This is a genomic window from Pantoea sp. X-Soil-ISGK-285 (assembly GCF_059730815.1).
Map to the genome: position 1 here is coordinate 353,183 of NZ_AP035938.1, position 23,559 is coordinate 376,741.

General features: G+C 57.3%; 21 protein-coding genes. 12 read left to right on the forward strand and 9 right to left on the reverse strand.

The features are described 5' to 3' along the window. Positions 1-3: 3 nt before the first annotated feature. Positions 4-1,548, forward strand: coding sequence for a methyl-accepting chemotaxis protein (locus tag AC6I8B_RS01565; RefSeq protein WP_010252127.1), 1,545 nt, complete (start codon positions 4-6; stop codon positions 1,546-1,548). Between the two features lie 22 nt (positions 1,549-1,570). Here AC6I8B_RS01565 and AC6I8B_RS01570 read toward each other — a convergent pair whose 3' ends face one another. Continuing rightward, positions 1,571-2,536, reverse strand: coding sequence for an AraC family transcriptional regulator (locus AC6I8B_RS01570; protein ID WP_033770846.1), 966 nt, complete (start codon positions 2,534-2,536; stop codon positions 1,571-1,573). Between the two features lie 104 nt (positions 2,537-2,640). Between AC6I8B_RS01570 and AC6I8B_RS01575 the strand changes: the two genes are divergently transcribed. The 5 genes from AC6I8B_RS01575 to AC6I8B_RS01595 all read left to right on the forward strand — a co-directional run bounded on the left by AC6I8B_RS01575 (position 2,641) and on the right by AC6I8B_RS01595 (position 6,361). Continuing rightward, positions 2,641-3,828: an MFS transporter gene (locus AC6I8B_RS01575; RefSeq protein WP_010252123.1), complete on the forward strand. Its 1,188-nt coding sequence runs from the start codon at positions 2,641-2,643 to the stop codon at positions 3,826-3,828. A gap of 212 nt (positions 3,829-4,040) precedes the next feature. Continuing rightward, positions 4,041-4,250: a YdgH/BhsA/McbA family protein gene (locus AC6I8B_RS01580; RefSeq protein ID WP_009092571.1), complete on the forward strand. Its 210-nt coding sequence runs from the start codon at positions 4,041-4,043 to the stop codon at positions 4,248-4,250. Between the two features lie 202 nt (positions 4,251-4,452). After that, complete coding sequence (gene yncE / locus AC6I8B_RS01585) at positions 4,453-5,505, forward strand: 7-bladed beta-propeller protein YncE (RefSeq protein ID WP_061901847.1); 1,053 nt, start codon at positions 4,453-4,455, stop codon at positions 5,503-5,505. Between the two features lie 210 nt (positions 5,506-5,715). Beyond that, positions 5,716-6,069, forward strand: coding sequence for a type II toxin-antitoxin system RelE/ParE family toxin (locus AC6I8B_RS01590; protein ID WP_497816110.1), 354 nt, complete (start codon positions 5,716-5,718; stop codon positions 6,067-6,069). Next, the gene (locus tag AC6I8B_RS01595; RefSeq protein WP_022625233.1) at positions 6,062-6,361 is read left to right on the forward strand and encodes a helix-turn-helix domain-containing protein; all 300 of its coding nucleotides are present in this window, start codon (positions 6,062-6,064) and stop codon (positions 6,359-6,361) included. The genes AC6I8B_RS01590 and AC6I8B_RS01595 overlap by 8 nt, the downstream gene beginning before the upstream one ends. A gap of 47 nt (positions 6,362-6,408) precedes the next feature. On the opposite strand, the gene sbmA is transcribed toward AC6I8B_RS01595, so the two are convergent. Next, positions 6,409-7,650 (reverse strand): peptide antibiotic transporter SbmA, encoded by a 1,242-nt coding sequence (sbmA, locus tag AC6I8B_RS01600; RefSeq protein ID WP_033770848.1) that lies wholly within the window; start codon positions 7,648-7,650, stop codon positions 6,409-6,411. A 276-nt stretch (positions 7,651-7,926) separates the two neighbouring features. Between sbmA and AC6I8B_RS01605 the strand changes: the two genes are divergently transcribed. Genes AC6I8B_RS01605 through AC6I8B_RS01615 form a run of 3 tightly spaced genes read left to right on the forward strand, consistent with a single transcriptional unit; the run spans position 7,927 to position 11,769 of the window. Beyond that, positions 7,927-8,661, forward strand: coding sequence for a gluconate 2-dehydrogenase subunit 3 family protein (locus tag AC6I8B_RS01605; protein WP_010672043.1), 735 nt, complete (start codon positions 7,927-7,929; stop codon positions 8,659-8,661). A 2-nt stretch (positions 8,662-8,663) separates the two neighbouring features. Then, the gene (locus AC6I8B_RS01610) at positions 8,664-10,448 is read left to right on the forward strand and encodes a GMC family oxidoreductase (RefSeq protein ID WP_010672042.1); all 1,785 of its coding nucleotides are present in this window, start codon (positions 8,664-8,666) and stop codon (positions 10,446-10,448) included. 10 nt (positions 10,449-10,458) lie between these two features. After that, positions 10,459-11,769, forward strand: a complete 1,311-nt coding sequence (locus AC6I8B_RS01615; protein ID WP_033780611.1) for a c-type cytochrome — start codon at positions 10,459-10,461, stop codon at positions 11,767-11,769. 46 nt (positions 11,770-11,815) lie between these two features. On the opposite strand, the gene AC6I8B_RS01620 is transcribed toward AC6I8B_RS01615, so the two are convergent. Continuing rightward, positions 11,816-13,225, reverse strand: coding sequence for an MFS transporter (locus AC6I8B_RS01620; RefSeq protein WP_061061385.1), 1,410 nt, complete (start codon positions 13,223-13,225; stop codon positions 11,816-11,818). Between the two features lie 381 nt (positions 13,226-13,606). Here AC6I8B_RS01620 and nadS point away from each other — a divergent pair, with 381 nt between their 5' ends. Continuing rightward, positions 13,607-13,891, forward strand: coding sequence for a NadS family protein (nadS, locus tag AC6I8B_RS01625; protein WP_022625237.1), 285 nt, complete (start codon positions 13,607-13,609; stop codon positions 13,889-13,891). A gap of 78 nt (positions 13,892-13,969) precedes the next feature. On the opposite strand, the gene abgT is transcribed toward nadS, so the two are convergent. From abgT to AC6I8B_RS01640, 3 genes are all read right to left on the reverse strand, one after another. Continuing rightward, positions 13,970-15,487: a p-aminobenzoyl-glutamate transporter gene (gene abgT / locus AC6I8B_RS01630; RefSeq protein ID WP_010252101.1), complete on the reverse strand. Its 1,518-nt coding sequence runs from the start codon at positions 15,485-15,487 to the stop codon at positions 13,970-13,972. A 161-nt stretch (positions 15,488-15,648) separates the two neighbouring features. Beyond that, a complete protein-coding gene (locus AC6I8B_RS01635) occupies positions 15,649-17,091 on the reverse strand; it encodes a M20 family metallopeptidase (protein WP_157353508.1) in 1,443 nt (480 codons plus the stop codon). After that, on the reverse strand, positions 17,088-18,401 hold the full coding sequence (locus AC6I8B_RS01640) for a M20 family metallo-hydrolase (protein ID WP_497816111.1): 1,314 nt from the start codon (positions 18,399-18,401) through the stop codon (positions 17,088-17,090). Before AC6I8B_RS01640 ends, AC6I8B_RS01635 begins: the two co-directional genes overlap by 4 nt. Before the next feature lie 114 nt (positions 18,402-18,515). Here AC6I8B_RS01640 and AC6I8B_RS01645 point away from each other — a divergent pair, with 114 nt between their 5' ends. Both AC6I8B_RS01645 and yjdN read left to right on the forward strand, forming a co-directional pair. Next, positions 18,516-19,412: a LysR family transcriptional regulator gene (locus tag AC6I8B_RS01645; protein ID WP_010252093.1), complete on the forward strand. Its 897-nt coding sequence runs from the start codon at positions 18,516-18,518 to the stop codon at positions 19,410-19,412. A gap of 75 nt (positions 19,413-19,487) precedes the next feature. Beyond that, positions 19,488-19,925, forward strand: coding sequence for a VOC family metalloprotein YjdN (gene yjdN / locus AC6I8B_RS01650; protein WP_010252091.1), 438 nt, complete (start codon positions 19,488-19,490; stop codon positions 19,923-19,925). 96 nt (positions 19,926-20,021) lie between these two features. Here yjdN and AC6I8B_RS01655 read toward each other — a convergent pair whose 3' ends face one another. From AC6I8B_RS01655 to AC6I8B_RS01665, 3 genes are all read right to left on the reverse strand, one after another. Beyond that, the gene (locus tag AC6I8B_RS01655; RefSeq protein ID WP_052271192.1) at positions 20,022-20,888 is read right to left on the reverse strand and encodes a nucleoside-specific channel-forming protein Tsx; all 867 of its coding nucleotides are present in this window, start codon (positions 20,886-20,888) and stop codon (positions 20,022-20,024) included. Positions 20,889-21,167: 279 nt separating this feature from the next. Then, positions 21,168-22,523 carry a sensor histidine kinase gene (locus AC6I8B_RS01660; protein WP_022625242.1) on the reverse strand — a complete coding sequence of 452 codons (1,356 nt, stop codon included), beginning with the start codon at positions 22,521-22,523 and terminating at the stop codon, positions 21,168-21,170. After that, the gene (locus AC6I8B_RS01665) at positions 22,520-23,179 is read right to left on the reverse strand and encodes a response regulator (protein ID WP_010252086.1); all 660 of its coding nucleotides are present in this window, start codon (positions 23,177-23,179) and stop codon (positions 22,520-22,522) included. The genes AC6I8B_RS01660 and AC6I8B_RS01665 overlap by 4 nt, the downstream gene beginning before the upstream one ends. Positions 23,180-23,559: the final 380 nt, after the last annotated feature.

Consider the following 23,559-nt stretch of genomic DNA (forward strand, 5'->3'; position numbering starts at 1 on the left):
TTGATGCGTAACAACCAGCCTGTCTCTCAGCGTGAATATCTGTTCGACGATAATGCGACACTGATGTCGACCACCGATCTTAACAGCCACATCACCTACGCTAACGACGCGTTTATCGAGGCGAGCGGCTTCACCGCCGACGAGATCAACGGCCAGCCGCATAACATGGTACGTCACCCCGATATGCCATCAGAAGCGTTTGCCGACATGTGGGCGACGCTGAAACAGGGTGAACCCTGGACGGCACTGGTCAAGAACCGCCGTAAAAATGGCGATCACTACTGGGTGCGGGCCAACGCCATTCCGGTAGTCCGCGACGGTAAAGTGCAGGGCTACATGTCGGTGCGCACCAAACCCACGGCAGAGGAAGTGCGTCAGACTGAGGTGCTCTATCAGGATTTTCGTGAAGGCCGCGCCAGAGGGCGACGTTTTCACAAAGGCCTGCTGGTTCGCAGCGGCTGGCGTCGTCCCGCCTCAATCCTGAAGACGCTGCCCCTTCGCTGGCGGATCCGCACAACGCTGCTGACGTTACTGCCCCTCTCGGTGGCAGGCGTCTGGGCGCTGGGCATGACGCCCGCGGCACTGGCAGGTTTTACCGCGGGAATGGCTGCGCTGCTTCTGCTCTGCAGCCTGTGGCTGGAGCAGCAGATTTCACGCCCTATTGAGCGGATGTGCAAACAGGCGCTGAGCGTGGCAACCGGTGCCAGCCATAAAGTGGAGCAGATGGACCGCGTTGATGAGGTGGGTGTGACGCTGCGCGCCATCGGTCAGCTCGGATTGATGTTCCGCTGGCTGGTGGATGATGTCAGCGGCCAGGCGATCAACGTGCTGAGCGCCAGCGACGCCATCGCCCGCAGCAACAACGAACTCAGCCGCCGTACCGAACAGGCGGCTGCCAACGTGCAGCAGACTGCGGCCACCATGAACGAAATGACCGCCACGGTGAAGAGCAACACTGAAACTGCGCATGAGGCGAATACCCTCTCAGCCGGCACCAGCCACGCTGCCAGCAAAGGCGGCGAGGTGATGACCGAAATGATGGGCATGATGGGCGAAATTGCAGACAGTTCAAAGCGGATTGCCAATATTACCAGCGTTATCGACGGGATTGCCTTCCAGACCAATATCCTGGCACTGAACGCCGCCGTGGAAGCGGCTCGGGCCGGTGAGCAGGGCAAAGGCTTTGCGGTGGTCGCCGGAGAAGTGCGCAGCCTGGCGCAGCGCAGCGCCAAAGCCGCGAGCGAAATCAAAATGCTGGTTGAAACCAGCGCCAGCCGGGTCAACTCGGGCAATGAGCACGCCAGCGCGGCAGGCCGCACGATGCAGGATATCGTGTCGCAGGTGCAGAATGTCACCGCACTGATCGCCCAGATCAGCGCCGCCACGGCCGAACAGGCGACCGCGCTCAGCGAAGTCAGTTCAGCGGTGGAAGATCTTGATGATATCACCCACCAGAATGCCGCCCGCGTGACAGAAAGCGCCGAGGCTTCAGGTCGCATGACCCATCAGGCTAACCGTCTGGTCGAAGCGATCAGCGTCTTTCGTTAAGAGAAGAGATTCAGCGGCCCGGTTAAGAGGCCAGCGCCTGCGTGCCGTCGCGTCCGGCACGCAGTGCGCCTGGTGACTGACCGACAATACGTTTAAAGGCGCGACTGAATGCCGCAATCGAGCCGTAGCCGAGATGATAAGCCACGGCTTCCACCGCTTCACCGTTGTTCACAATCCGCTGCACCGCCAGCCGCATCCGCAACTCCGTCAGATAGCGCAGCGGCGTCATGCCGGTGGCATTGAGAAACCGTCCGGCAAACACTGAGCGCGAACAGCCTGCCACGCTGGCCAGCCGCGCCACCGTCCAGTTTTCGCCTGGCTCCCGATGCATCGCGGCAATCGCCTGACTCAGACGTGGATCGCGCATCGCCTGCACCAGCCCACTGCGCTCGCCGCAGCCGTTTTCTACCCAGCCGCGCACAATCAGCGCGGCAACCACGTCTGCCAGACGCGACAGAATACCGGCGAATCCCGCCTGGCGGGTGAGCGACTCCCGCTCCATCGCCGCCAGAATCGGCTGAATCTCCGGGTATTGCGACAGCAGAGTACTCACCAGCATCACATCGGGCATGGTGTTGATCAGCGGCTGCATGCCGCCGAGCTCAAACGCCATGCAGGCGCTGAACAGCAGCACACTGTGCTCGTCATCACAGGCATCTTCCGGGGCTGCAATGGCACAGACGCTGTCGCAGAGCGGCTTGCTCGCCATGTTCTTAATACACTGGCAGCTCGCCTCCTCACTGGAGATCAGGCTGTGGGGTTTGCCGTGCGGCACCAGCAGCGCATCGCCGCTGTTGAGCTGAAACACCTCGCCGGAGGCGCTGCGCACCATCAGTGAGCCGCGTCCGACAAAGTGGAACTGCGCCCGGCCCGGCGCGTGATCATAACGCAGCCCAAACGGCGCGCTCACTGCGATACGCTGATAGTTCACGCCATAGAGGCGCATCCCCATCAGCAGTTCACTGGTCAGATCTCCATAGTGGCTCATGTGATTCCAGACGAATTATCAAAAATGAAGGTGTAAGCATCATAGATCGTCCTGACACGGCGTTCTATGCTCACACTCACTTTTTTATCTTCCGGAGAAGCAGCATGAGTCTGACAACCGAAGTGGCTGATGAGGTTTCCTCGCCGACCCGTCCCGCGTGGGGCGCGGTATTTGCTATGGCATTTGGGGTGTTCAGCCTCATCACCGCCGAATTTTTACCCGTGAGTCTGCTGACGCCGATGGCCCACAGCCTCGGCGTATCCGAAGGCCAGGCGGGACAGACCGTCACCATCACCGCGCTGGTGGCGCTGTTTACCAGTCTGGTCACCGGCAGCGTCACGCGGCGCATCGACCGCCGCATCGTCATGCTGGTGTTTTCGCTGTTGCTTATTGCGTCGGCACTGATGGTGGCGTTTGCGGCTGACCTGACGGTGATCCTGCTGGCGCGGGTGCTGCTGGGTATGGCCATTGGCGGCTTCTGGACACTCTCAACCGCCATCACCATGCGCCTGGTTCCCACCGATCAGGTGCCGCGTGCGCTCTCTATCGTCTTCAGCGGTATCTCGCTGGCGACGATTATCGCTACGCCACTGGGCAGCTATCTCGGCGGACTGGTGGGCTGGCGCAACATCTTTATGCTGACTGCCGGACTGGGTGCGGTGGCGCTGCTGTGGCAGTTCTTTACCCTGCCCGCCATGCCGGCAGAGAACAAAGCCCGCAACGGCGGGGTGCTGGCGCTGCTGCGTATTGGTGTGATGCGCTGGGGAATGCTGGCGGTAATCATGATGTTTACCGGTCACTTTGCCTTCTTTACCTATCTGCGTCCATTTCTGGAAAGCGTTGCGCAGCTCAACCTCAATCAGCTGTCGCTGGTGCTGCTGGCCTTTGGTGTGGCGAACTTCTTTGGCACCTCGCTGGCCGGTTTCCTGGTCACCCGCAGCGTATCACTGACCCTGAGTGGCATGGCGCTGTTGATGAGTGTCACCGCGCTGCTGCTGGTAAGCTTTGGCGATGTCAGCTGGATGGTAGGCGCAGGCGTGGCGATCTGGGGTATGGCGTTTGGTTCGATGCCAACCGGCTGGTCAACCTGGATTTCGCGCGCGGTGCCGGATGATGCGGAGTCGGGCGGCGGTTTACTGGTTGCCACCATCCAGCTGGCGATTACTGTCGGTGCAGCTGCGGGTGGCTGGATGTTTGACCTGCGCGGCGCAGGCGGTGTGTTCGTTGCCAGCGGAGTGCTGATGCTGCTGGCCGCGCTGACCATCTTCACCCGGGTACGACATCACGGTTAAATTCTCAAGGGCAGCAATATATGCTGCCTTTTTTAATGGGCGTAGATTATTAACCTTTTGAGTGATAACTGTGCGAAATGTGCTTTTTATCATCAATTTTACTGAATGAGTTAAGCAAAACCCTCCGCTTTTTACTGATCAACTTCCGGACTAATATATCTCTCAACAAGGCAGCACGCCTTAACTGATAAAAATTAACCGAGGAATTGACCATGAAATCTATCAAAACTTTTGCAGCTGTTATCGCGCTTTCTGTTCTGCCATTCGCCAGCTTCGCCCAATCTGTGACCGCCATCGACTCTACGCTGGATGGTGCTGAAGCGAAAATCGCTGCGCAGGCTCAGGAAGCTGGTGCTTCATATAAAATCACTGAAGCTTACACCAACAACGGCGTTCACATGACCGCTGAGCTGCTGAAATAAGTTAAGTTTTACCCTCTTGTGCTGACAGGACGCCTTTGGGCGTCCTGGCGGCGTTTATCCGCTAATAATCCTGTCCCTTTTCCCCCGAAATAATTATTATTCTCAAAAACAATTCTGCATCTGACTGCTGGTCAGCTGTTTCTGGTTGCAATGTCGGGCTTTCTTTTCACTGCGTCTGCAGTGGATTAACTATGGAGAAGTTATGAAAGCGATTACCAATACGTGCCGGACCCTGCGTCCGCTGTTACTGGCTACGGCCCTGTTCTCTGCCTCAGGATGGCTGGCGGTGCAGGCTGAAGATCTCAATCAGGCTGTGGGTAAAGGCGTCTATGAACTGGCAGTCAGCCCGAAAGATAACGCGCTGTTCGTGGCGACAGCGCAGAACAGCAGCGGTGACGGCGGCACAGTTTTCCGTCTCGACCCGGCTACGCTGGCGGTACAGCAGTCGATCAACACGGAGCTGAAATCGTTCGGCGCGGCGATCAACCCGCAAACCAACGTGCTCTACATCGGCAACACCGTAAACGGCTCGGTTACGGCCATTGACGCCAGCAGCGGCAAAGTGCTCAACACGCTGGTGCTGGATAGCCGTAAGCGCAGTGAGACAGTGCGCCCATTGCAGCCGCGTCAGGTGGCGGTTGATGCTAAAACTAACCGGGTTTATATCACCGGCCTGGGACCGCAAAGCGTGGTCTGGGTGGTGGATGGCAGCACGCTGAAGCTTGTCAGTACCATCCCGAATACCGGTAAAATGGGCACCGGCCTGGCGGTAGATTCAGACGCGCAAAAGGTCTACGTCACCAACGGTGATGGTGAACTGGTGACGATCAATGCGCGCACCAATGCCATTGAGAAAAAGCAGAAGATTGACGGAGATAAAGAGCACTTCTTCCTGAACATCGCGCTGGATACGCGCGGTCAGCGCGCCTTCCTGACAGATTCAAAGCAGGCGCAGGTGCTGGTGGTTGATCTGCGTAATCAGCAGGTGATTCAGCGGATTGATGTGCCGGAATCACTGGCGGTGCTGTTTAATGGTGAGCGCGATGAGCTTTATGTCACCCATCGCAAAGCGGGTGAAGTCAGCATCATCGACGCCAGCAGCTATAAGGTGAAGCGCACGGTGAAAACCCCGGCGCTGCCTAACAGTCTGGCACTCTCGGCAGACGGCAAGGTGCTTTATGTCAGCGTGAAGCAGCCTGGCTCGCGTAAGGCGCCGCCAAAAAATCCTGACAGCGTGATGCGTATTGCACTGTAAGGCGTGAGGTCCCGGGCACTGCTGTGTTGAAGCTGTTTTACATCCGGTCTTTGTAAACGAGAAAGCCACTCTGACGAGTGGCTTTTTTTATTTTCAAAGCCGGTTTGAGGTCTGGGATATCCTTTTGCCCTGGCGGCCCGCGAGACACTTGCCTTTATAGCGAACAGGCTATAGTATCATTTATAGCTTATTCGCTATAAGGATGTTGCGATGTGGGATGTGGATACAACCAAAAGATTTGATGAGTGGTTTAAGGCTCAGAGTGAGGAACTGAAGGAGGATATGCTCGCTGCGATAGTTATCCTGTCTGAGTATGGGCCGCATTTAGCGAGGCCGTTTGCTGATACCGTAGACGGCTCTGATTTTCCGAATATGAAAGAATTAAGAGTGCAGCATCAAGGCAAACCGATACGGCCCTTCTTTGCTTTTGATCCTTCTCGCCGCGGCATTGTGTTGTGTGCAGGCGATAAAACCGGGGTTAAGGAAAAGAAATTCTATAAAGACATGATCAAATTGGCAGATGCTGAATTCCGCAAATATTTGAATGGAGGGGATAATGGCTAATTTAAAAGAGCTGATGGCAAATCAAAGTCCGGAGAGTCGCGAACGCATTGCCAAAAAAGTCGATGCAATGCGGCAGGTTATCGCGCTACACATGTTGCGCGAAGAACTTAACCTGTCACAGACAGAGATGGCGCACGCAATGGGTGTGAAACAGCCAACTATCGCCAGAATGGAACAGGCTGATAATGATCCTCGCCTTTCTACGCTGAAGCGTTACGTTACGGCTCTGGGAGGCGAGATAAGTATCGATGTCAAATTGCCGACAGGCAAAAGAATAGCTTTTGATCTGTGATTAGAAGAGAGAAGCCACATTATCGTGGCTTCTCTCTTTCCAACCCGTTACACCTCTTCCGACGCTTCGCGCATCATCTCATCGTGCGGAACATCATCCAGAATCTGTTCAAAGCTGCGCAGACGCTTATAGATCGACATCAGTTCGATCAGCGTCGACCAGGAGGCGATCAGATACTGGAACGAGCCGCGCACCTGATCAAACACGTTGGTGATCTGGTTGAGTAAGCCCAGCGTGATGGTGCCCGCCACAATGGATGGAAACAGCAGGAACAGACCAAACACGTTATCAACCTGCAGATAGAGAATGCGGGTGATGTTGAAGTAGAGATAGTGAAAGTAGAGACGGAAGTAGTTAACCCGCACCCGACTGAACAACTCCTGAACCGTCTGCGGTGTGGCACGATCGGCATTGTCTTCGCCGTAGACCAGCTCTTTACGGTAGGCGGCTTCAACCCGCTGATTGCGGAACTCCAGTCCCGGCAGCTTAATCCCTACCAGCGCCAGCAAGCCAGTACCAAACACTGACCAGAGCACAGCGGCAATTACCAGTGCGTAAGGAATATTGCCGAGGATGGGAATATCTTTCACGTGATGGGAGAGCGCGACCAGCACCGGTAAAAACGCCACCAGCGTCATAATCGCCTGAATAAAACTGACACCCCAGTTTTCCAGCGTGGTCGCAAACCGCATGGTGTCTTCCTGCACACGCTGTGCGGCACCTTCGACATGACGCAGACGCTGCCAGTTGTGCATGTAGTAGTTATTCATGGCGCTACGCCAGCGGAAAACCCAGTGGCTGATAAAGAAGGAGTTGAGTACGCCAATCACCACCGCGATTAATGCGATGCCGAGAAAAGAGAAAACCTCATGGTAAAACTCCGCAATTTGCACCGATCCCGCTTTGGTTAACGCTTTCTGAATCAGATCATAAAACGGTCCATACCAGGCGTTAATGGCCACTCCGACCTGCACGCCAAACCAGGTCACAAAGATGATCAGCGCGGAGCCCCAGACTGACCAGCGTTGCCATGGATGCGCATCAATCAACCGCCAGACCCCGGCAAAAATGGCTACCATGATCCAGTAATAGAGGTAGAACCAGAGCTGACTCACGGCGATAAAACGCGCTGCCGTCGTCGGCAGGGGCTGTTTCATTGCTGTTTCAAAGGTGGGCCAGATGCCGGGCAGATGCGCGGCAAAGCCGAACCAGGCAAAAATCGCTACTAAGCTCCAGACAGCCGCAGAGCTGAAAAACAGCGCTGGCCGCGGAAAAAAAGACTTAAACATAGGCACTCCGCTGTTGTGTGTTGCCTGTTATAACGTTTTTGACGGGTCGCTGTCTGTAGTCTGTTGTTTCTGCTAATGACAGGAGGGGGATAGATGTTAATGAAATTGTGCGGTTTTGTTTCCTGGAACTAAATCTTTGTGAATGGCAGTGTTACAATAGGTTGTTTGTTACCGGTAACAAACAGGCTCCTGGCCTGTATCTGCTGATAAAAACCATTACAACGCAACCACCTATTTTTTTCATACCGCCGGTCAGCGCGGGAATGAGGCAATGTCATGTCAGAACAAAAAAAGGGTCATTCACGCAGGGATTTTTTGCTGAAGACAATCACCCTGGCGCCTGCAATGGCGGTAGGTTCCACAGCGATGGGTGCACTCTCCCTGCCGCTGGCCACACAGGCGGCTGAAACCCCGGCCACGCCACAGCAGGCGCGCGACTACCAGCCGAACTGGTTCACCGCCGAAGAGTTTGCTTTTATTACCGCCGCCGTGGCACGGCTTATCCCCAGCGATGAACGCGGGCCTGGTGCGCTGGAAGCGGGCGTGCCTGAGTTTATCGATCGTCAGATGAATACGCCGTATGCCACGGGGTCGAACTGGTATATGCAGGGGCCGTTTAACCCCGACCTGCCGAAAGAGCTGGGCTATCAGCTGCCGCTGGTGCCACAGCAGATCTACCGCCTCGGTCTGGCCGATGCCGATAATTACAGCAAAAAGCAGCACGGCAAGGTGTTCGCCCAGCTCAGTGGCGAGCAGCAGGATGCCTTACTGCAGGCGATGGAAAATGGCAGTGCTGAATTCAGCCAGCTGCCAGCAAAAGTCTTCTTTAGCTTCCTGTTGCAGAATACCCGCGAAGGCTTCTTCAGCGATCCTATACACGGCGGGAATCAGGGCATGGTCGGCTGGAAGCTGATTAACTTCCCTGGCGCACGCGCCGACTTTATGGACTGGGTAGAGCGCGGCGAACGTTATCCGTTCCCGTCAGTGTCGATTCGCGGGGAGAGAAGCTAAGCATGGCAAACGAAATGAAAAAAGTGGATGCGGTGATTGTCGGCTTCGGCTGGGCGGGTGCCATTATGGCGAAAGAGCTGACCGAAGCGGGCCTGAACGTGCTGGCGCTGGAGCGCGGACCGCACCGCGATACCTATCCCGATGGCTCCTATCCGCAGTCCATTGATGAGCTGACCTATAACGTCCGCAAAAAGCTTTTCCAGGATCTCTCCAAAAGCACCGTGACCATTCGTCATGATGCGTCGCAGACCGCAGTGCCCTATCGTCAGCTGGCGGCATTTCTGCCCGGCACCGGTACCGGTGGCGCGGGTCTTCACTGGTCCGGCGTCCATTTCCGTGTCGATCCGGTTGAGTTGCGGATGCGCAGCCATTACGAAGAGCGCTACGGCAAGAACTTCATTCCGGAAGGCATGACGATTCAGGATTTTGGCGTCAGCTACGATGAGCTGGAGCCGTTCTTCGACAAAGCGGAAAAGGTTTTTGGCACCTCAGGCAGCGCCTGGAGTATCAAAGGCAAAGTGGTCGGCAAAGATACAGGCGGCAACCCGTTTGCGCCCGATCGCTCAGATAACTTCCCGCTGCCCGCGCAGAAGCGCACTTACTCGGCGCAGCTGTTTGCTCAGGCGGCAGAGTCGGTCGGCTATCACCCTTACGATCTGCCGTCCGCCAATACCTCGGGTCCGTATACCAACACCTACGGCGCACAGATGGGGCCGTGCAACTTCTGCGGTTATTGCAGCGGCTACGCCTGCTACATGTATTCCAAGGCGTCGCCTAACGTCAATATCCTGCCTGCGCTGCGTCAGGAGCCGAAGTTTGAGCTGCGCAATAACTCTTATGTGCTGCGGGTCAATCTCAGCGATGACAAAACGCGTGCGACCGGCGTGACCTATGTGGATGGGCAGGGCCGCGAGCAGATTCAGCCCGCTGACCTGGTGATCCTCTCCGCCTTCCAGTTCCACAATGTTCACCTGATGCTGCTGTCGGGCATCGGCAAACCCTACAACCCGATTACCAACGAAGGGACCGTAGGCCGCAACTTCGCCTATCAGAACCTCTCTACGCTGAAGGCGCTGTTTGATAAGAACACCACCACTAATCCGTTTATCGGTGCGGGTGGCGCAGGCGTTGCGGTTGATGATTTCAACGCGGATAACTTCGACCATGGGCCGCTGGGCTTTGTTGGTGGTTCGCCATTCTGGGTTAACCAGGCGGGCACCAAACCGATCTCCGGCCTGCCGGTGCCGGCGGGTACGCCCAACTGGGGCAGCAAATGGAAAGCGGCGGTGGCGGATACCTACACCCATCATCTGTCAATGGATGCGCACGGCGCCCACCAGTCTTATCGCGCCAACTACCTTGATCTCGATCCCAACTACAAAGATGCTTATGGACAGCCGCTGCTGCGCATGACCTTTGACTGGCAGGATAACGACATCAAAATGGCGCAGTTCATGGTCGGTAAGATGCGCAATATCGCGGAAGCGATGAATCCGAAGATGATCATCGGCGGCGCGAAAAAGCCGGGCACCCATTTCGACTCCACGGTTTATCAGACTACCCACATCAGTGGCGGGGCGATCATGGGCGACGATCCAAAAACCAGTGCGGTTAACCGTTATCTGCAAAGCTGGGACGTACCGAATGTGTTTGTACCGGGCGCATCAGCTTTCCCGCAGGGATTGGGCTACAACCCGACCGGCATGGTGGCGGCGCTGACCTACTGGTCAGCTAAAGCGATTCGCGAACACTACCTGAAAAATCCAGGCCCACTGGTGCAGGCATAAGGACATGGCGATGAAAAATGGCATTCTGGCTCTGATTCTTGGCTCCCTGACGTTCGCCGCCCTGGCGGAGAGCAGCCAGGACGATCTGGTTAAACGGGGTGAGTATCTGGCGCGAGCCGGTGACTGTGTGGCCTGCCACACCAGCAAAGGCGGCGCGGCGTTTGCCGGTGGGCTGCCGATGGCAACACCGATTGGCACCATCTACTCCACCAACATTACGCCCGATCCCGCGACTGGCATTGGCGAATACAGCTACGACGACTTCCAGAAAGCGGTGCGTCAGGGTGTGGCGAAAAATGGCGATACGCTCTATCCGGCGATGCCATATCCCTCTTATGCAGTGGTCAGCGATGAAGACATGAAGGCGCTTTACGCCTACTTCATGCATGGCGTCGCGCCGGTCGGGCAGCCAAACCGGGAGAGCGACATTCCCTGGCCGCTGTCGATGCGCTGGCCGCTGGCGATCTGGCGCGGGATTTTTGCGCCCGACGTGAAAGCGTTCCAGCCTGCAGCCCAGGAAGATCCGGTGCTGGCACGTGGTCGCTATCTGGTAGAAGGACTGGGTCACTGCGGGGCCTGTCACACGCCGCGCAGCATCACGATGCAGGAGAAGGCGCTGACCAACAATGAGGGCAGCGACTATCTGGCGGGCAGCAGCGCACCGATTGATGGCTGGACCGCCAGCAATCTGCGTGGCGACAACCGCGATGGACTGGGTCGCTGGAGCGAAGAGGACCTGCGTCAGTTCCTGCGTTATGGCCGCAACGATCAGACCGCTGCTTTTGGTGGCATGACCGACGTGGTGGAACACAGCCTGCAGCACCTGAGCGAGTCCGATATCACGGCGATTGCGCGCTATCTGAAGTCGCTGGGCGCGAAAGATCCTCATCAGGCAGCTTTCAGCGTCGATGACGCCACCGCCAAAGCGTTGTGGAAAGGTGACGACAGTGCGACGGGTGCAGCCACCTACGTCGACAGCTGTGCGGCGTGCCATAAAACCGATGGCAGCGGCTATAAACGTTTCTATCCGGCGCTGCGCGGTAATCCGGTGGTGCTGGCGGACGATCCGACCTCACTGATCCATATCGTACTGGTGGGCGGGCAGTTGCCTGGTGTCAATGGCGCGCCGTCGACGATTACCATGCCAGCATTTGGCTGGCGTCTTGACGATCAGCAGGTGGCGGACGTGGTGAACTTCGTGCGTAACAGTTGGGGCAACAAGGCGTCGGAGCCGGTCAGCGCGAAACAGGTCGCTGAGCTGCGTAAAGATGAGAAAGATCGGCTGGGCAGTGCAGATATCCGGGTACTGGAAGGCAAATAATCGGCAGTAAAAAAGGCCGTCATCATCAGGATGACGGCCTTTTCTTTTAGATATTCTCCAGATCGATACCGCGCGTTTTCGGCCCATAAATCCCTACCGACAGCATCACCATCACCATGCTCAGCACGATAAAGGTAATCACGCCTGGCGTACCGGCGTACTGCAGGATCACCCCAATCAAAATACTGCTGAATACCGTAGAGAGGCGACTGAAGGAGTAGCAGAAGCCGACCGCCCGCGCCCGAATATGGGTCGGGAAAATCTCGGTCTGATAGGCGTGGAAACTGAAAGTCAGCCAGGCGTTGGACCAGGTGATCAGGAAGCCGCAGAGAATCAGCAATACCGGCTGCGTCTGGAAGGCGAACAACGTGCCGAACACCACCGTCATCAGCGACGACAGGACAATCTGCCACTTATTTTCCAGCTTATCGGCGTAGCGGCTACAGATCAGCGATCCCAGCGGATAGGCGAGCGTGATGAAGAAGGCATAAAGCAAACTGTGCGTCACCGTGGCACCGCGGCCTGACAGCAGCGCAGGCAGCCAGTTACCAAAGCCGAAAAAGCCGATCGCCTGGAAAAAATTCATCACCACCAGCATCAGGGTGCGCTTGCGGTAAGCGGGTGACCAGATCTCGCTGAAGCGCCCCCGTTTTGGCAGCTGCGCCGCGGCGTCATCGGCTGAAAAAGCGGGTCCGGCCGGGATGCCGCAGCGTTGCTCCATCGTGGACAGCACCTGATGCGCCTCCTGATGACGACCCTGCTGCGCCAGCCAGCGCGCCGACTCCGGCAGGTTCCTGCGCACCAGCCAGATCACCAGCGAGCAGACCGCGCCCGCAATGACCACCCAGCGCCAGCCTTCAAGGCTGAACAGCGTTTGTGGAATCAGCCACCACGACATCAGCGCCACGGCCGGCACCGATAAAAACTGCACGAAAAAGGAGAAGGCAAAGGCGCGGCTGCGCAGATGGGTCGGCACCCATTCCGACAGATAGGTGTCGATGGTCACCAGCTCGACGCCCAGCCCGATCCCCACCAGAAAGCGGAACAGAATAATCATCTCTGCGCTCTGCTGGAACGCCATCAGCAGTGAAAACAGCCCGTACCACAGCAGCGCACACATAAAGGTGAGACGGCGACCAAAGCGGTCAGCGTAGGGTGCCAGCAGGCTGGCACCAAAAAACAGACCGAGAAAAGTGGCTGAGGCGAAGGCCGCCTGATCGGAGAAGCCCAGCACGCCTGCCGCACCCGTGTGAAATACGCCGGCCGACAGAAGGCCGGTACTGATATAGCCGGTTTCAAACAGGTCATAAAGCTCAAAAAAGCCGCCCAGCGCCAGCAGCGTAATAAAGCGCCACAATCCGGCGGAGGAGGGCAGCGCATCAACCCGAGCGGCTAAGCTGTTACGGGCCGCCGATGAAGCGTGCATCGGCGGCAGGCTGGTGGAGGAGGTGGTCATGTCAGCGTGAACCTCAGGCAGTGTGGAGACGACTCGCAGCCGGTCGGAGGCTTATTAAAATAGTTAACCGTTAGCAAGCGAAGAAATAGCAGAATAGTCAATTCATCCGCCGTTGCCGAGAGGGTCGTTGCTGACTATTTAGCAACGTACGTTGCAGGTTTTGCCATCCGTGGCAGGCGCACTCCGGCAGCGGCGACCAGGCCAGAATCTGATTGCAGCGAACTCCGGACTGTCTCTCAGTCCGGTAACGCGGGGGCAGGAGCGCATGGATGCAAATGGCGTCCTTGCGTTATCATAGCCTTGCTTTATGACACCTTTTCACGGACGCGGAAAAAGCTGAGCTGAAGAAGCTGACACAATTACTGAAAGATGAGGTGTAACGTGAGTTTTTTTGACGAGCTGAAAGCATCGCTGGAAGAGGCTGTGGAGATCAAAAACGGTATCAGGGAGCCCGGTCGTGTTACCCGTTACGCGGTTGCCGACGTGAAGGCTATCCGGGCACAGCTTAACGTCTCACAGAGCGAGATGGCGACGGCATTGGGAACCAGCCTCGATACCATTAAGAGCTGGGAAGCCGGACGGCGTAACCCGACCGGGCTGGCAGCTAAAGTACTGGTCACTATCCAGAAAAACCCGGAATTTTTTAAGGAGCTGGCGGCGCAATGAGCCGTTGTTCCCTGCACGCCGTTTAACAAAAAAAATAAAACGTGCCACCGATGAAACATTCATCGGTGGCACTGTGCTTTACGGCAGTTTCGGCCAGACGCCTGGCCCGATCGGCAGACCCAGCAGATACCACACCAGCAGCAGCGCTATCCAGCTGATAAAGAACACCAGCGGATAGGGGAAGATCAGCACGTAATAGGTGCCGAGCTGCGCATCTTTCTGGTAACGCTGCAAAAAGGCGAGAAACAGCGGCAGAAACGGCGACATCGGTGCCAGTGGCAGCACGGCGGAGTCGGCGATGCGGAAAATCATCTGGGCAAAGGCGGGGTGGAAGCCGAGCAGCATAAACATCGGCACAAAGACCGGCGCCAGAATCGACCAGATGGCTGAGCCGCTGGCGATAAACATGCAGAGAAACGCCGACAGGAACATCAGGCCAAGAAAAGCGGGCGCGCCGCTGACGCCTGCGCTCTCCAGCACATCAGTCAGCCCGATCGCCATGAATTTGCCCATGTTGCTCCAGTTGAAGAACGCCACGAACTGCGACAGCGGAAACACCATCACGATAAAACCCGCCATGCCCTTCATCGGATCGACCAGCAACTGCGGGATATCATCCGGACGGCGGATCTGTCGGGTGACCACGCCATAAGCAATCGCCACCACAAAGAAGAACAGAATGATGATCGGCACAATGCCCTGAATAAAAGGCGAGGGAATAATGGCGCCGGTGGCGGGATTGCGCAGCGGTGCATTTTCCGGCACCACCAGCAGCGCCATCAGGGCGATAAACAGCAGCGCGGCGATCCCGGCAGCCCGCAGACCGCGGTTTTCAAGCGGCGTCAGCGCCGCCAGCTTCTCGCCGTTGCCCTGCCACTTTGGCAGTCGCGGCTCGACAAATTTATCGGTCAGCAGCGCGCCCACAATCGTCAGCACAATCACCGACGTGGCCATAAAGAACCAGTTATCGATGACGCTGACATGCACTGTGTCGCTGACCGCTTTAGCCGCTTCAGTGCTGATGCCCGAGAGCAGCACATCGGTGGTGACAATTAGCAGGTTGGCGGTAAAGCCGGAGGCCACACCGGCAATGGCGGCCAGCAGGCCCGCCACCGGATGACGGCCCACCGCCAGAAAGATCAGTGCGCCCAGCGGCGGCATCACCACCAGCGCGGCATCCGAGGAGATATGGCTGAAAAAGGCGATAAACAGCACCATGTAGCTGGCATAACGGCGGCTGACGCGTGACGCCATCTTCACCATCAGCGACTGGAGCAGGCCGACCTTTTCCGCCAGTCCGGCACCAATCACCAGCGCCAGAATCGATCCCAGCGGGGTAAAGCTGCTGAAATTTTTGATGATATTTGGCAGGATCCACTGAATGCCTGCGACGCTCAGCAGGTTATTCACCCGCACGATTTCGCCGTTGCTCGGATTCTTCACCGCCAGATCCAGCGCGCTGATAATGGCGGTCGCCACCATCAGCACCACGATCAGATAGACAAACAGTAAAAACGGGTTGGGGACTTTATTCCCCACGCGCTCGATCCAGCTGAAGAGCCGGCCAGGACTGCGGTTCTCGGATGTTGCTTCCATGGTATTGGTTCTCGTCTTGTGTCCCTTTTATCGGCGGTAGCAAGGCCTGACGCCGGTCGCGTTGTGCGACAGGCGGTGAGTTCAGTTCCGGCACCGCTGAATCGGGGAAGTGTTTGCAATATTTTTTTATAGTGGTCCGCGTCAGAGACACGGCCGTTGGCTCATTCGGCCAGTTTTGTTGGTGTGATCCCCGCCGGGATCGGGCAGTGATAGGGCTGCGCGGCGCGTACCCGATCAAACTCGGCCCGGCAGCCAGCCAGCGCCTGCCGATCCGTTAACAGCGTTAACACCGTGGCCGCCATCACTTTGCCCGCCAGAAACATCCCCTTATGCCCGATACTGGTGCGTCCCTGCGCCACCAGTTGCCAGGTGTGCAGCGGCGTGCCGAAGGTAAAGCAGGGCGCAAAACACTGTGCAGTCGGCGTCACCCAGCTGACATCGCCGACGTCGGTGGAGCCATAAAGCAGTTCACGTGTGACCGCATAGGGCGCGACCTCATCCATAAACAGCTTGTCGCCCAGTTTTTCAGCCCAGGCGTGACCTGCTTCACCACCGGTTCGGGCGGCATTGAGCCGGGCATTGCGCAGATCGTCATCAGTGAGCGTGGCACGCAGTTCAGCCGCAAACGCGCGTTCTTCGTCGCTGTAGTCGGGCAAACCAAACTGATGCAAATAACGCTCCATGACCGCTTCCAGCGCGCGATTCGGGACGTAATCCGAGCAGGCTTTGTCAAAACGTACGGTCAGCGTGGTGTCGGTCATCAGTGCTGCCCCCCTGGCGATATTGATCACCCGTTCATAGATCGCCTGCGCCTGTGGCAGTTCCGGGGCGCGGATCAGGTAGAGCACCTCCGCATCGGCCTGCACCACGTTCGGCGATACACCGCCGCTGTTGGTGATGGCGTAGTGCAGACGTGCCTCCTGAACGATATGCTCGCGCAGAAAGTTGGCCCCGGTATTCATCAGCGTGACGGCATCCAGGGCGCTTCGGCCCAGATGGGGAGAATTGGCCGCGTGCGCCGCAACCCCTTTGAAGCTGAACGCCGCCTGAATATTGGCGAGGGTGCGCAGATTGAACATGCCGCTGAACCCCTCCGGATGCCAGGTCACGGCGGCATCAACGTCGTCAAACAGCCCTTCGCGCACCATAAAAGTCTTGCCCGAACCGCCTTCTTCGCCAGGGCAGCCGTAAAAGCGCACCGTGCCACCCGTGTGATGCTGTTCCATCCAGGCTTTCACGGCGCAGGCCGCCGCAACACCCGCCGTGCCGAGCAGGTTGTGACCGCAGCCGTGTCCGTTGCCGTTGGCTTCCAGCGGTTGCGGCCGGGCGCAGCCCGCCTGCTGGCTCAGGCCCGCCAGCGCATCGAACTCGCCAAGGATGGCAATCACCGGCTTGCCGCTGCCCGCACTGGCGATAAACGCCGTATCGATGCCACCCACGCCGCGTTCCACTCTGAATCCCTCTTCTGCCAGCGCATCAGAAAGCAGGGCTGACGAGCGGGTTTCGGCAAAGCGGGTCTCCGGTGTGTCCCAGATGGCGTCGCTGAGCGTGCTGAAACGAAGCTGATGACGATCGATATAGTCGGCAATAAAGTCTTCCATCATCGTGAGCCCCCATACTGCGCCTGGTTCAGCGCCAGCGTCGCCAGCAGCGTGATGGCGTCCGGCATCACCCGCTCATCGAAGTCGAATTTCGCATTGTGGTGACCCGCCGCCAGCTCACAGCCAAAAATGACGTAAGAGGCCTGACCGCCGCGCTGCTTTACCCGTTCCATCATGTAGGTCGCATCTTCCGAACCTGCCGCCTGCGCTTTACGATCGACCACGGAGTCGAAGATACCGAGCGCGTCCGCCTGCTGATGGATGAAATCAACCCATGGCTGCGTCGGTGTACAGCTGCGTGCGGCCCCCATCAGCGAGACCTGCTGCTCAACGCCATACATCGCCGCCGCACCGGCAATCACCCGCAGCGCCTGCTGATAGATGTCGTCGTTGACCTGATTGGTCACGCCACGGGTTTCGACTTTCAGCAGGGCGCAGTCGGCTACCACGTTGCGGCCGGTTCCCGCCTGCAGCACGCCCACGTTGACCCGTGCCACGCCGCCGCTGTGCTGGGTTAAACCATGCAGCGCCAGCGTTGCCTGTGCGGCGGCCAGCAGGGCATTACGCCCCTCTTCAGGACGACCGCCCGCATGGGCACCGACGCCGGTAAAGTGAACATCCAGCTTGGTAGTGGCGAGGAAGCTGTCGCTGCCGCACACCACTTCGCCTGCCGGCACGCCGGTGCCGATATGAATGGCGGTGAAGCGATCAACGTCATCGACTACGCCCGCCGCCACCATCGCTTTTGCGCCGCGCACACCCTCTTCGGCGGGCTGGAAGATCAGTTTAATCGTGCCGCTGAGCTGATCTTTCATCGCCATCAGCAACGAGGCGAGACCCAGCCCGATGGTGGTGTGGCCGTCATGTCCGCAGGCGTGCATCATGCCTGCGTTGCAGGAGGCGAACCCTTCACGCTGCGGCAGATGATCGTCAGCCTGGCTCTCGTTGAGATCCAGGGCATCCATATCGACGCGGAAGCCCATCACCGGGCCAGGACGGCCGGTCTCAAGCGTTGCCACGATGCCGCAGAATCCGCCGGAGAAGTGGCTGATCCACTGCGGCAGCGCGCCCTGTTGCAGCGCGCGCGCTTCCTGCTGCTTCAGCACTGCCTCGTCGGGCAAGCCCATCCGCGCGTCGGCGTCGATGACCTCACGGCCCAGCTTCAGTTGATAACCGAGCTTATGCAGCTCTTCAGCGACGAAGGTGGCGGTGCGGAACTCCAGCCAGCCAGATTCGGCATAGTGATGGAAGTCGCGACGCCACTGTTGCAGCTGTGGCAGCCGGGCGCTGACGTGGTCTGAAAGGGGGTTCATCGGCTCTCTCCTCGTTGTTGATTTTTTATGCACTGTTCCGAATCTACACAATGGTATTGACCGGCATAAGATGCGAATATCTTGTGACTGATAAACAACGGTTATCGCAAAATTATGTCTGCCAATCTCAAGCTCCATCAGCTGCGCGCCTTCGTTGACGTGGCGCGACAGGGCAGTATCCGGGCGGCAAGCCGTCTTTCCGGGCTGTCACAACCGGCGTTAACCAAAGCGATTCAGGAACTGGAGCGCGAGCTGGGGGCAAAGCTGTTTATCCGCCGTCAGCAGGGCGTGGTGTTAACCGATATCGGTGATAACTTTTTTCGGCATGCCAGCCTGGTGCTGGCAGAGCTGCGGGTCGCCGAAGAGGATATTCAGCAGCGGCTGGGACTGGGTGGCGGTCAGGTGAATATCGGCGTCGGTGGTAGCGTGGCGCGCACCATTATGCCGCAGGTGATTAACCAGTTTCATCGCGAATACCCGCTGGTGAAGGTGCGCATCGTCGAAGGCCAGCTGGTGTCGATGGTGCATGAACTGCGTCAGGGGGCGCTCGATTTCACCATTAATACCTACGATCAGAGCCATCTCGATCAGGAGCTGATGTATGAGCGGATGATGGAGCGCGAGTACAAGGTGGTGGTGCGCAAAGGCCATCCGCTGGAAAAGGCGCGCTCTCTGGCGGAGTTACAGCAGGCGGACTGGACGATGCCAACGCCTAAAGGCAGTTACTACCGCTTGTTGCACGATCTGTTTGGCGAACGCGGCATGGCCCCGAAAATTGTGGTGACCTGTGAAACCTTTATGGCCTGCACCAGCCTGGTCGCGCAAAGCGATTTCATCAGTATTCTGTCGGTCGACGTCATTGACGACCCGATTCTGGGTCGGTCGCTGGTGGCGCTGACGCTCGACGAACCCCTGCCGAAAGCGATCTTCTATCTGATCCAGCGCAAAGACACGACGCTGACCCCAATGAGCAGTTATATGGCACAACTCTTTCGCCGTTATTGCCAGTAAAATCAGTGAGTAAAGTTGATCGTCTACACTGTTAAGGTACTGAAAAAAATCCACCCGACAAATATAGAGGTTACGATGCAAGTCAGTCCTTATCTGTTTCTCTATGGCCGTTGCGAAGAGGCTATCGACTTTTACCTGCAGGCGACCGGGGGAGAGTTGCTCTCTAAAATGAAATTCGGTGATATGCCGGATCAGGGTGAGCAGGTCGGCGATCAGTCTGCCGCGCCGCAGCCGCCAGAAAAGATCATGCATGCCCAGCTGCGTATTGGTGACGGTGAGCTGATGCTGAGCGATGGCAACACCGATCAGCCGCCAGCGTCTGAGCATGCCGGTTACGCGGTCAGTCTCTCAACTACCGATGTCGAAAAGGGTAAAGCCTGGTTTGAGAAACTGTCGGCAGGCGGCAAGGTGACAACTGAGTGGCAGGAGACGTTCTGGTCGAACGGATTCGCGATGTTTATTGATAAGTTCAACATTCCGTGGCGCATCAATGTCGAGAAGCCGCAGGAATAATCGGGCCAGCCGGCGTCGCAATTTGCGGCGCCGTATTAATTAATGGCAACTGCCCGGATTAATGCGCGGCGGCGCTATTCAGGCCGCCGCACGTAATCAGAAGTTATAACCCGCCACCAGGTAGTAACCCCAGCCAGTCGATTTCACTTCAAACGGCCCGTTGCCAAAATTCTGTTCCTGTCCATCCGCCCACTGTCCGCCGTTGTGGAAGTAACGCGCTACCGCAGAGAAGTGCCAGTGATCGTAACCCAGTGACAGAATGTGGCTGGAGGCGATGGAGTTGCTGGTGCGTGATGAACCGCCTTTATCGCGGAGATCGGAACCCCAGTCGAAGTTGGTGAAGCCCACATAGCCCAGGTTACCGCCCCACAGCGTGGTGATTGGCACGAAGTATTTCACCTTGAAGCGATAGCCATCCCAGCTGTTTTCATTCGCCGCACCGTAGTTTTCCCACTGATATTTGGCGTAGACGTTCAGCGACAGACCGACATCGCTGTGCGTATCGATATCGGTGCCCAGACCCATGTACCAGGTGTTCTGGCGGCTATCGCTGTTGCGGCCCATGTCGTAGATGTAGTTGTTAGCGAAATACCACTCTTTGAACGGACCAAACGCCAGGCTGGTGCCGGTCAGTTTGTCGATAGAGAAGCGCGGCTCAATCTCCATAAACATCGGTGAACCGTGATCAAAAATGCCGTTGGCGTTGCTGTTGCCTGCGCCGAAGAAGTTGGTCAGATCGAGGTAGCCATAAAAATCGAACCAGTCCTTCTTCGCAAACGCTTCATATTCCAGATAAACGTCGTTGTTAAACTGCGGTCCGAAACGGGTGTGGTAGCTGCCTACCACGTTAACGCTCTGATGCCACCAGTCGGAGACATACTGCGGATCGCTTTCAGCGGCCTGCGCAGCGCCACTCAATGAACATGCCAGCACGGCACCTGCTATCAACGTTTTAAATTTCATTATTATCAGCCACATGCTTTTGACCGCCGCACAGCAGACGCAGTCAGAGAGAAATCGGTCCCTTGATGGGAATGAGGGTTTCACAGCAAATAACAGCCAGTTCTTCAGCCCGCGTAGCGTGCCTGTAACAGATCGATAGAAAATAGATTTTGCTCACGTTTGTCAAAAAGTGTTGCATTACAATTCAGCTAAAATGTGATGCGCTTCACAATAATGACCAGGATCGAACGGAACCAGGCAACCGTTTACGTTGTCTGGTTCGTGATCAAACGGGCGGGATCAGGGAAGGGTGACGCGAACCTGCAAACCACAAATGGCACCCTGTGGCGTCATGCAATTGGAAAGGGCGACGTGAATCTGATGCTTCTGTGCGACGTTGCGCACAATGGATAATCCCAGCCCGCTGCCCTGGGCTTTAACGTCAGGTGAACGGGTAAAACGGTCAAAGGCGCGTTCGATAAAGGATTCCGGCATGCCTGGCCCGTTATCGACAATATCGACCACTGTTTTACCTGCGACCCGATGCAGCAGCACATCGACCAGGCTGCCCTCCGGCGTGTGCAACATGGCGTTACCAATCAGATTGTCGAACAGGCTGCGCAGCTCGGAACGGCTGGCCTGCAGACGATACTGCGTGGAGCCATTAAAGCCGATATCGATGCCGCGTTTATCTGCCACTACCATCAGCTGCTCAATGCTCTCTTTCAGCAGATCGTCCAGTTCGATATGCTCGACGCTGGCGACCACGCTCTGGTCATCCTGACGCGAGACATTAAGTAACTGCGTGACCAGATGACGGGTGCGTGTGACGCCCGCTTCCAGCTGGCTGAACTGCCGGCTCGCTTCGCCTGGCTGGATATGCTGACGCAGATTTTCCAGCTGCAAGGTCACCGCCGTTACCGGCGTGCGCAGCTCATGCGCCGCATCTTCCAGGAACTGACGCTGCGACGACCAGGCCTCACGCAGCTTACTCAGCAGCGAGTTGTAGGCGGCCACCAGCGGCAGGATCTCATCCGGCAAGCCTTCGGGTGAGACATTGTGCGGATGATGCGTCTCCTGCGCGGCAATCTGACGCGAAGCGACCTGCAGATCCCGGGTGATCTTGCGCACCACCAGCCAGATCACCAGCAGTGACAGCGGCATCATCAGGATCAACGGAATGATCGCTGACAGCGCCCGCTTGACCATCAATGCCTTCATGTAGCTGAGGTTGTGCATCACCTGGATGGTTTTGATCTCGCTGCCAGGTAAGCCGGGCCGGGTATAGATGCGCCATTCGCAGTCGTCGCACTGACCCACATGCACGTCGCGATAGCCCCGTTGATTTTGCAGCGGAGCCTGCAGCTCCGGCCATGAGCTGGCCCGTAACTGACCCCGATCGTCCCACAGTTGCACCACAAAGGCGCTCTTCGCCTTGTCAGGCGCAATAAGCATCGGCATCAGGGCGGGCATCTGTTTATTAGTGGACCAGGCATCAGCGATTTTTGCCAGCTGATCGTCCTTCATGGTGCCGACCATATCGCCGTAGCAGCTGAAGAAATACCAGGTGACGCCGCCGATCATCAGCAGATGAATAATCAGCAGCGTAGAGAGTAATTTGTTGCGTAATGAACGCATAAAGGTGAAGGGTTTCATATTGCCGGTACCCGCCAGCCCAGTCCGCGCACATTGCGGATCACGTCGTTATCCAGCTTGCGGCGCATCCCGTGGATCAGAACATCCACCGCGTTGCTGCTGACTTCATCGCCCCAGCCATAGATGCGATTTTCCAGCTGCTCGCGCGACAGAATAGCGCCTGGCCGCTCCAGCAGGGCGTAGAGCAGGGCATATTCGCGCGCCGTAAGCTGCTCGCGCTGTCCTTTGTAGAGCACTTCGCGGGTCATCATATCCAGCTGCACATCGCCGCTGCCCAGCACCGAGTCTGCTGCGCCGTGGCTGCGTCGGGTAATCGCGCGCATCCGGGCCATGACTTCCTGTAAATCGAACGGTTTAAGCAGGTAGTCGTCAGCGCCGCTGTCGAGTCCCTGAATCCGCTGCGCCACCGTGTCGCGTGCGGTAAGAATCAGCACCGGCGTGGCGTCGCCGCGCCCGCGCGCCCGGCGCAGTACCTGCAGGCCATCATCGCGCGGTAAGCCGAGATCGAGCAGCACGCAGCTGTAGCCGCCTTCGCTCCAGGCATTCTGGGCATAGATGCCATCACGCACCCAGTCCACCGACCAGCCCGCGCCCTCCAGTGCCTGCTGCAGGTTCGCGCCGATCATTTCATCATCTTCAACCAGTAACACGCGCATGGCTGATCTCCTTCATAAAGATAGGGAGAGAGTTTACTCACCAATTGTTAGGCCAGAATTATCCGCCGTCATACTTCGCACTGTGGCGGCGTTGGCTGCTTTTGCTCACCCCAGTCACTGACTTATGTCAGCTCCCGGGGACTCGCGCATTTGCCGCCTTGCCACAGCATGAATTATTTCGCGGACCGCCGTCACCGGTATTTTATGGAGGAGTCAGGTGGCCTGATGTCCCCATCCATATCCATTGAGATGCCAGCGATTGCAAGCGTAAATGGGGTGACGTATATTTGAGCAACAGATTAATGCCAGACATTTCAGCGGTGAATAGTATGTCAGCCCAGGAAGCAAAAATCAGACATCAGCGCGAGTATCAGGATCGT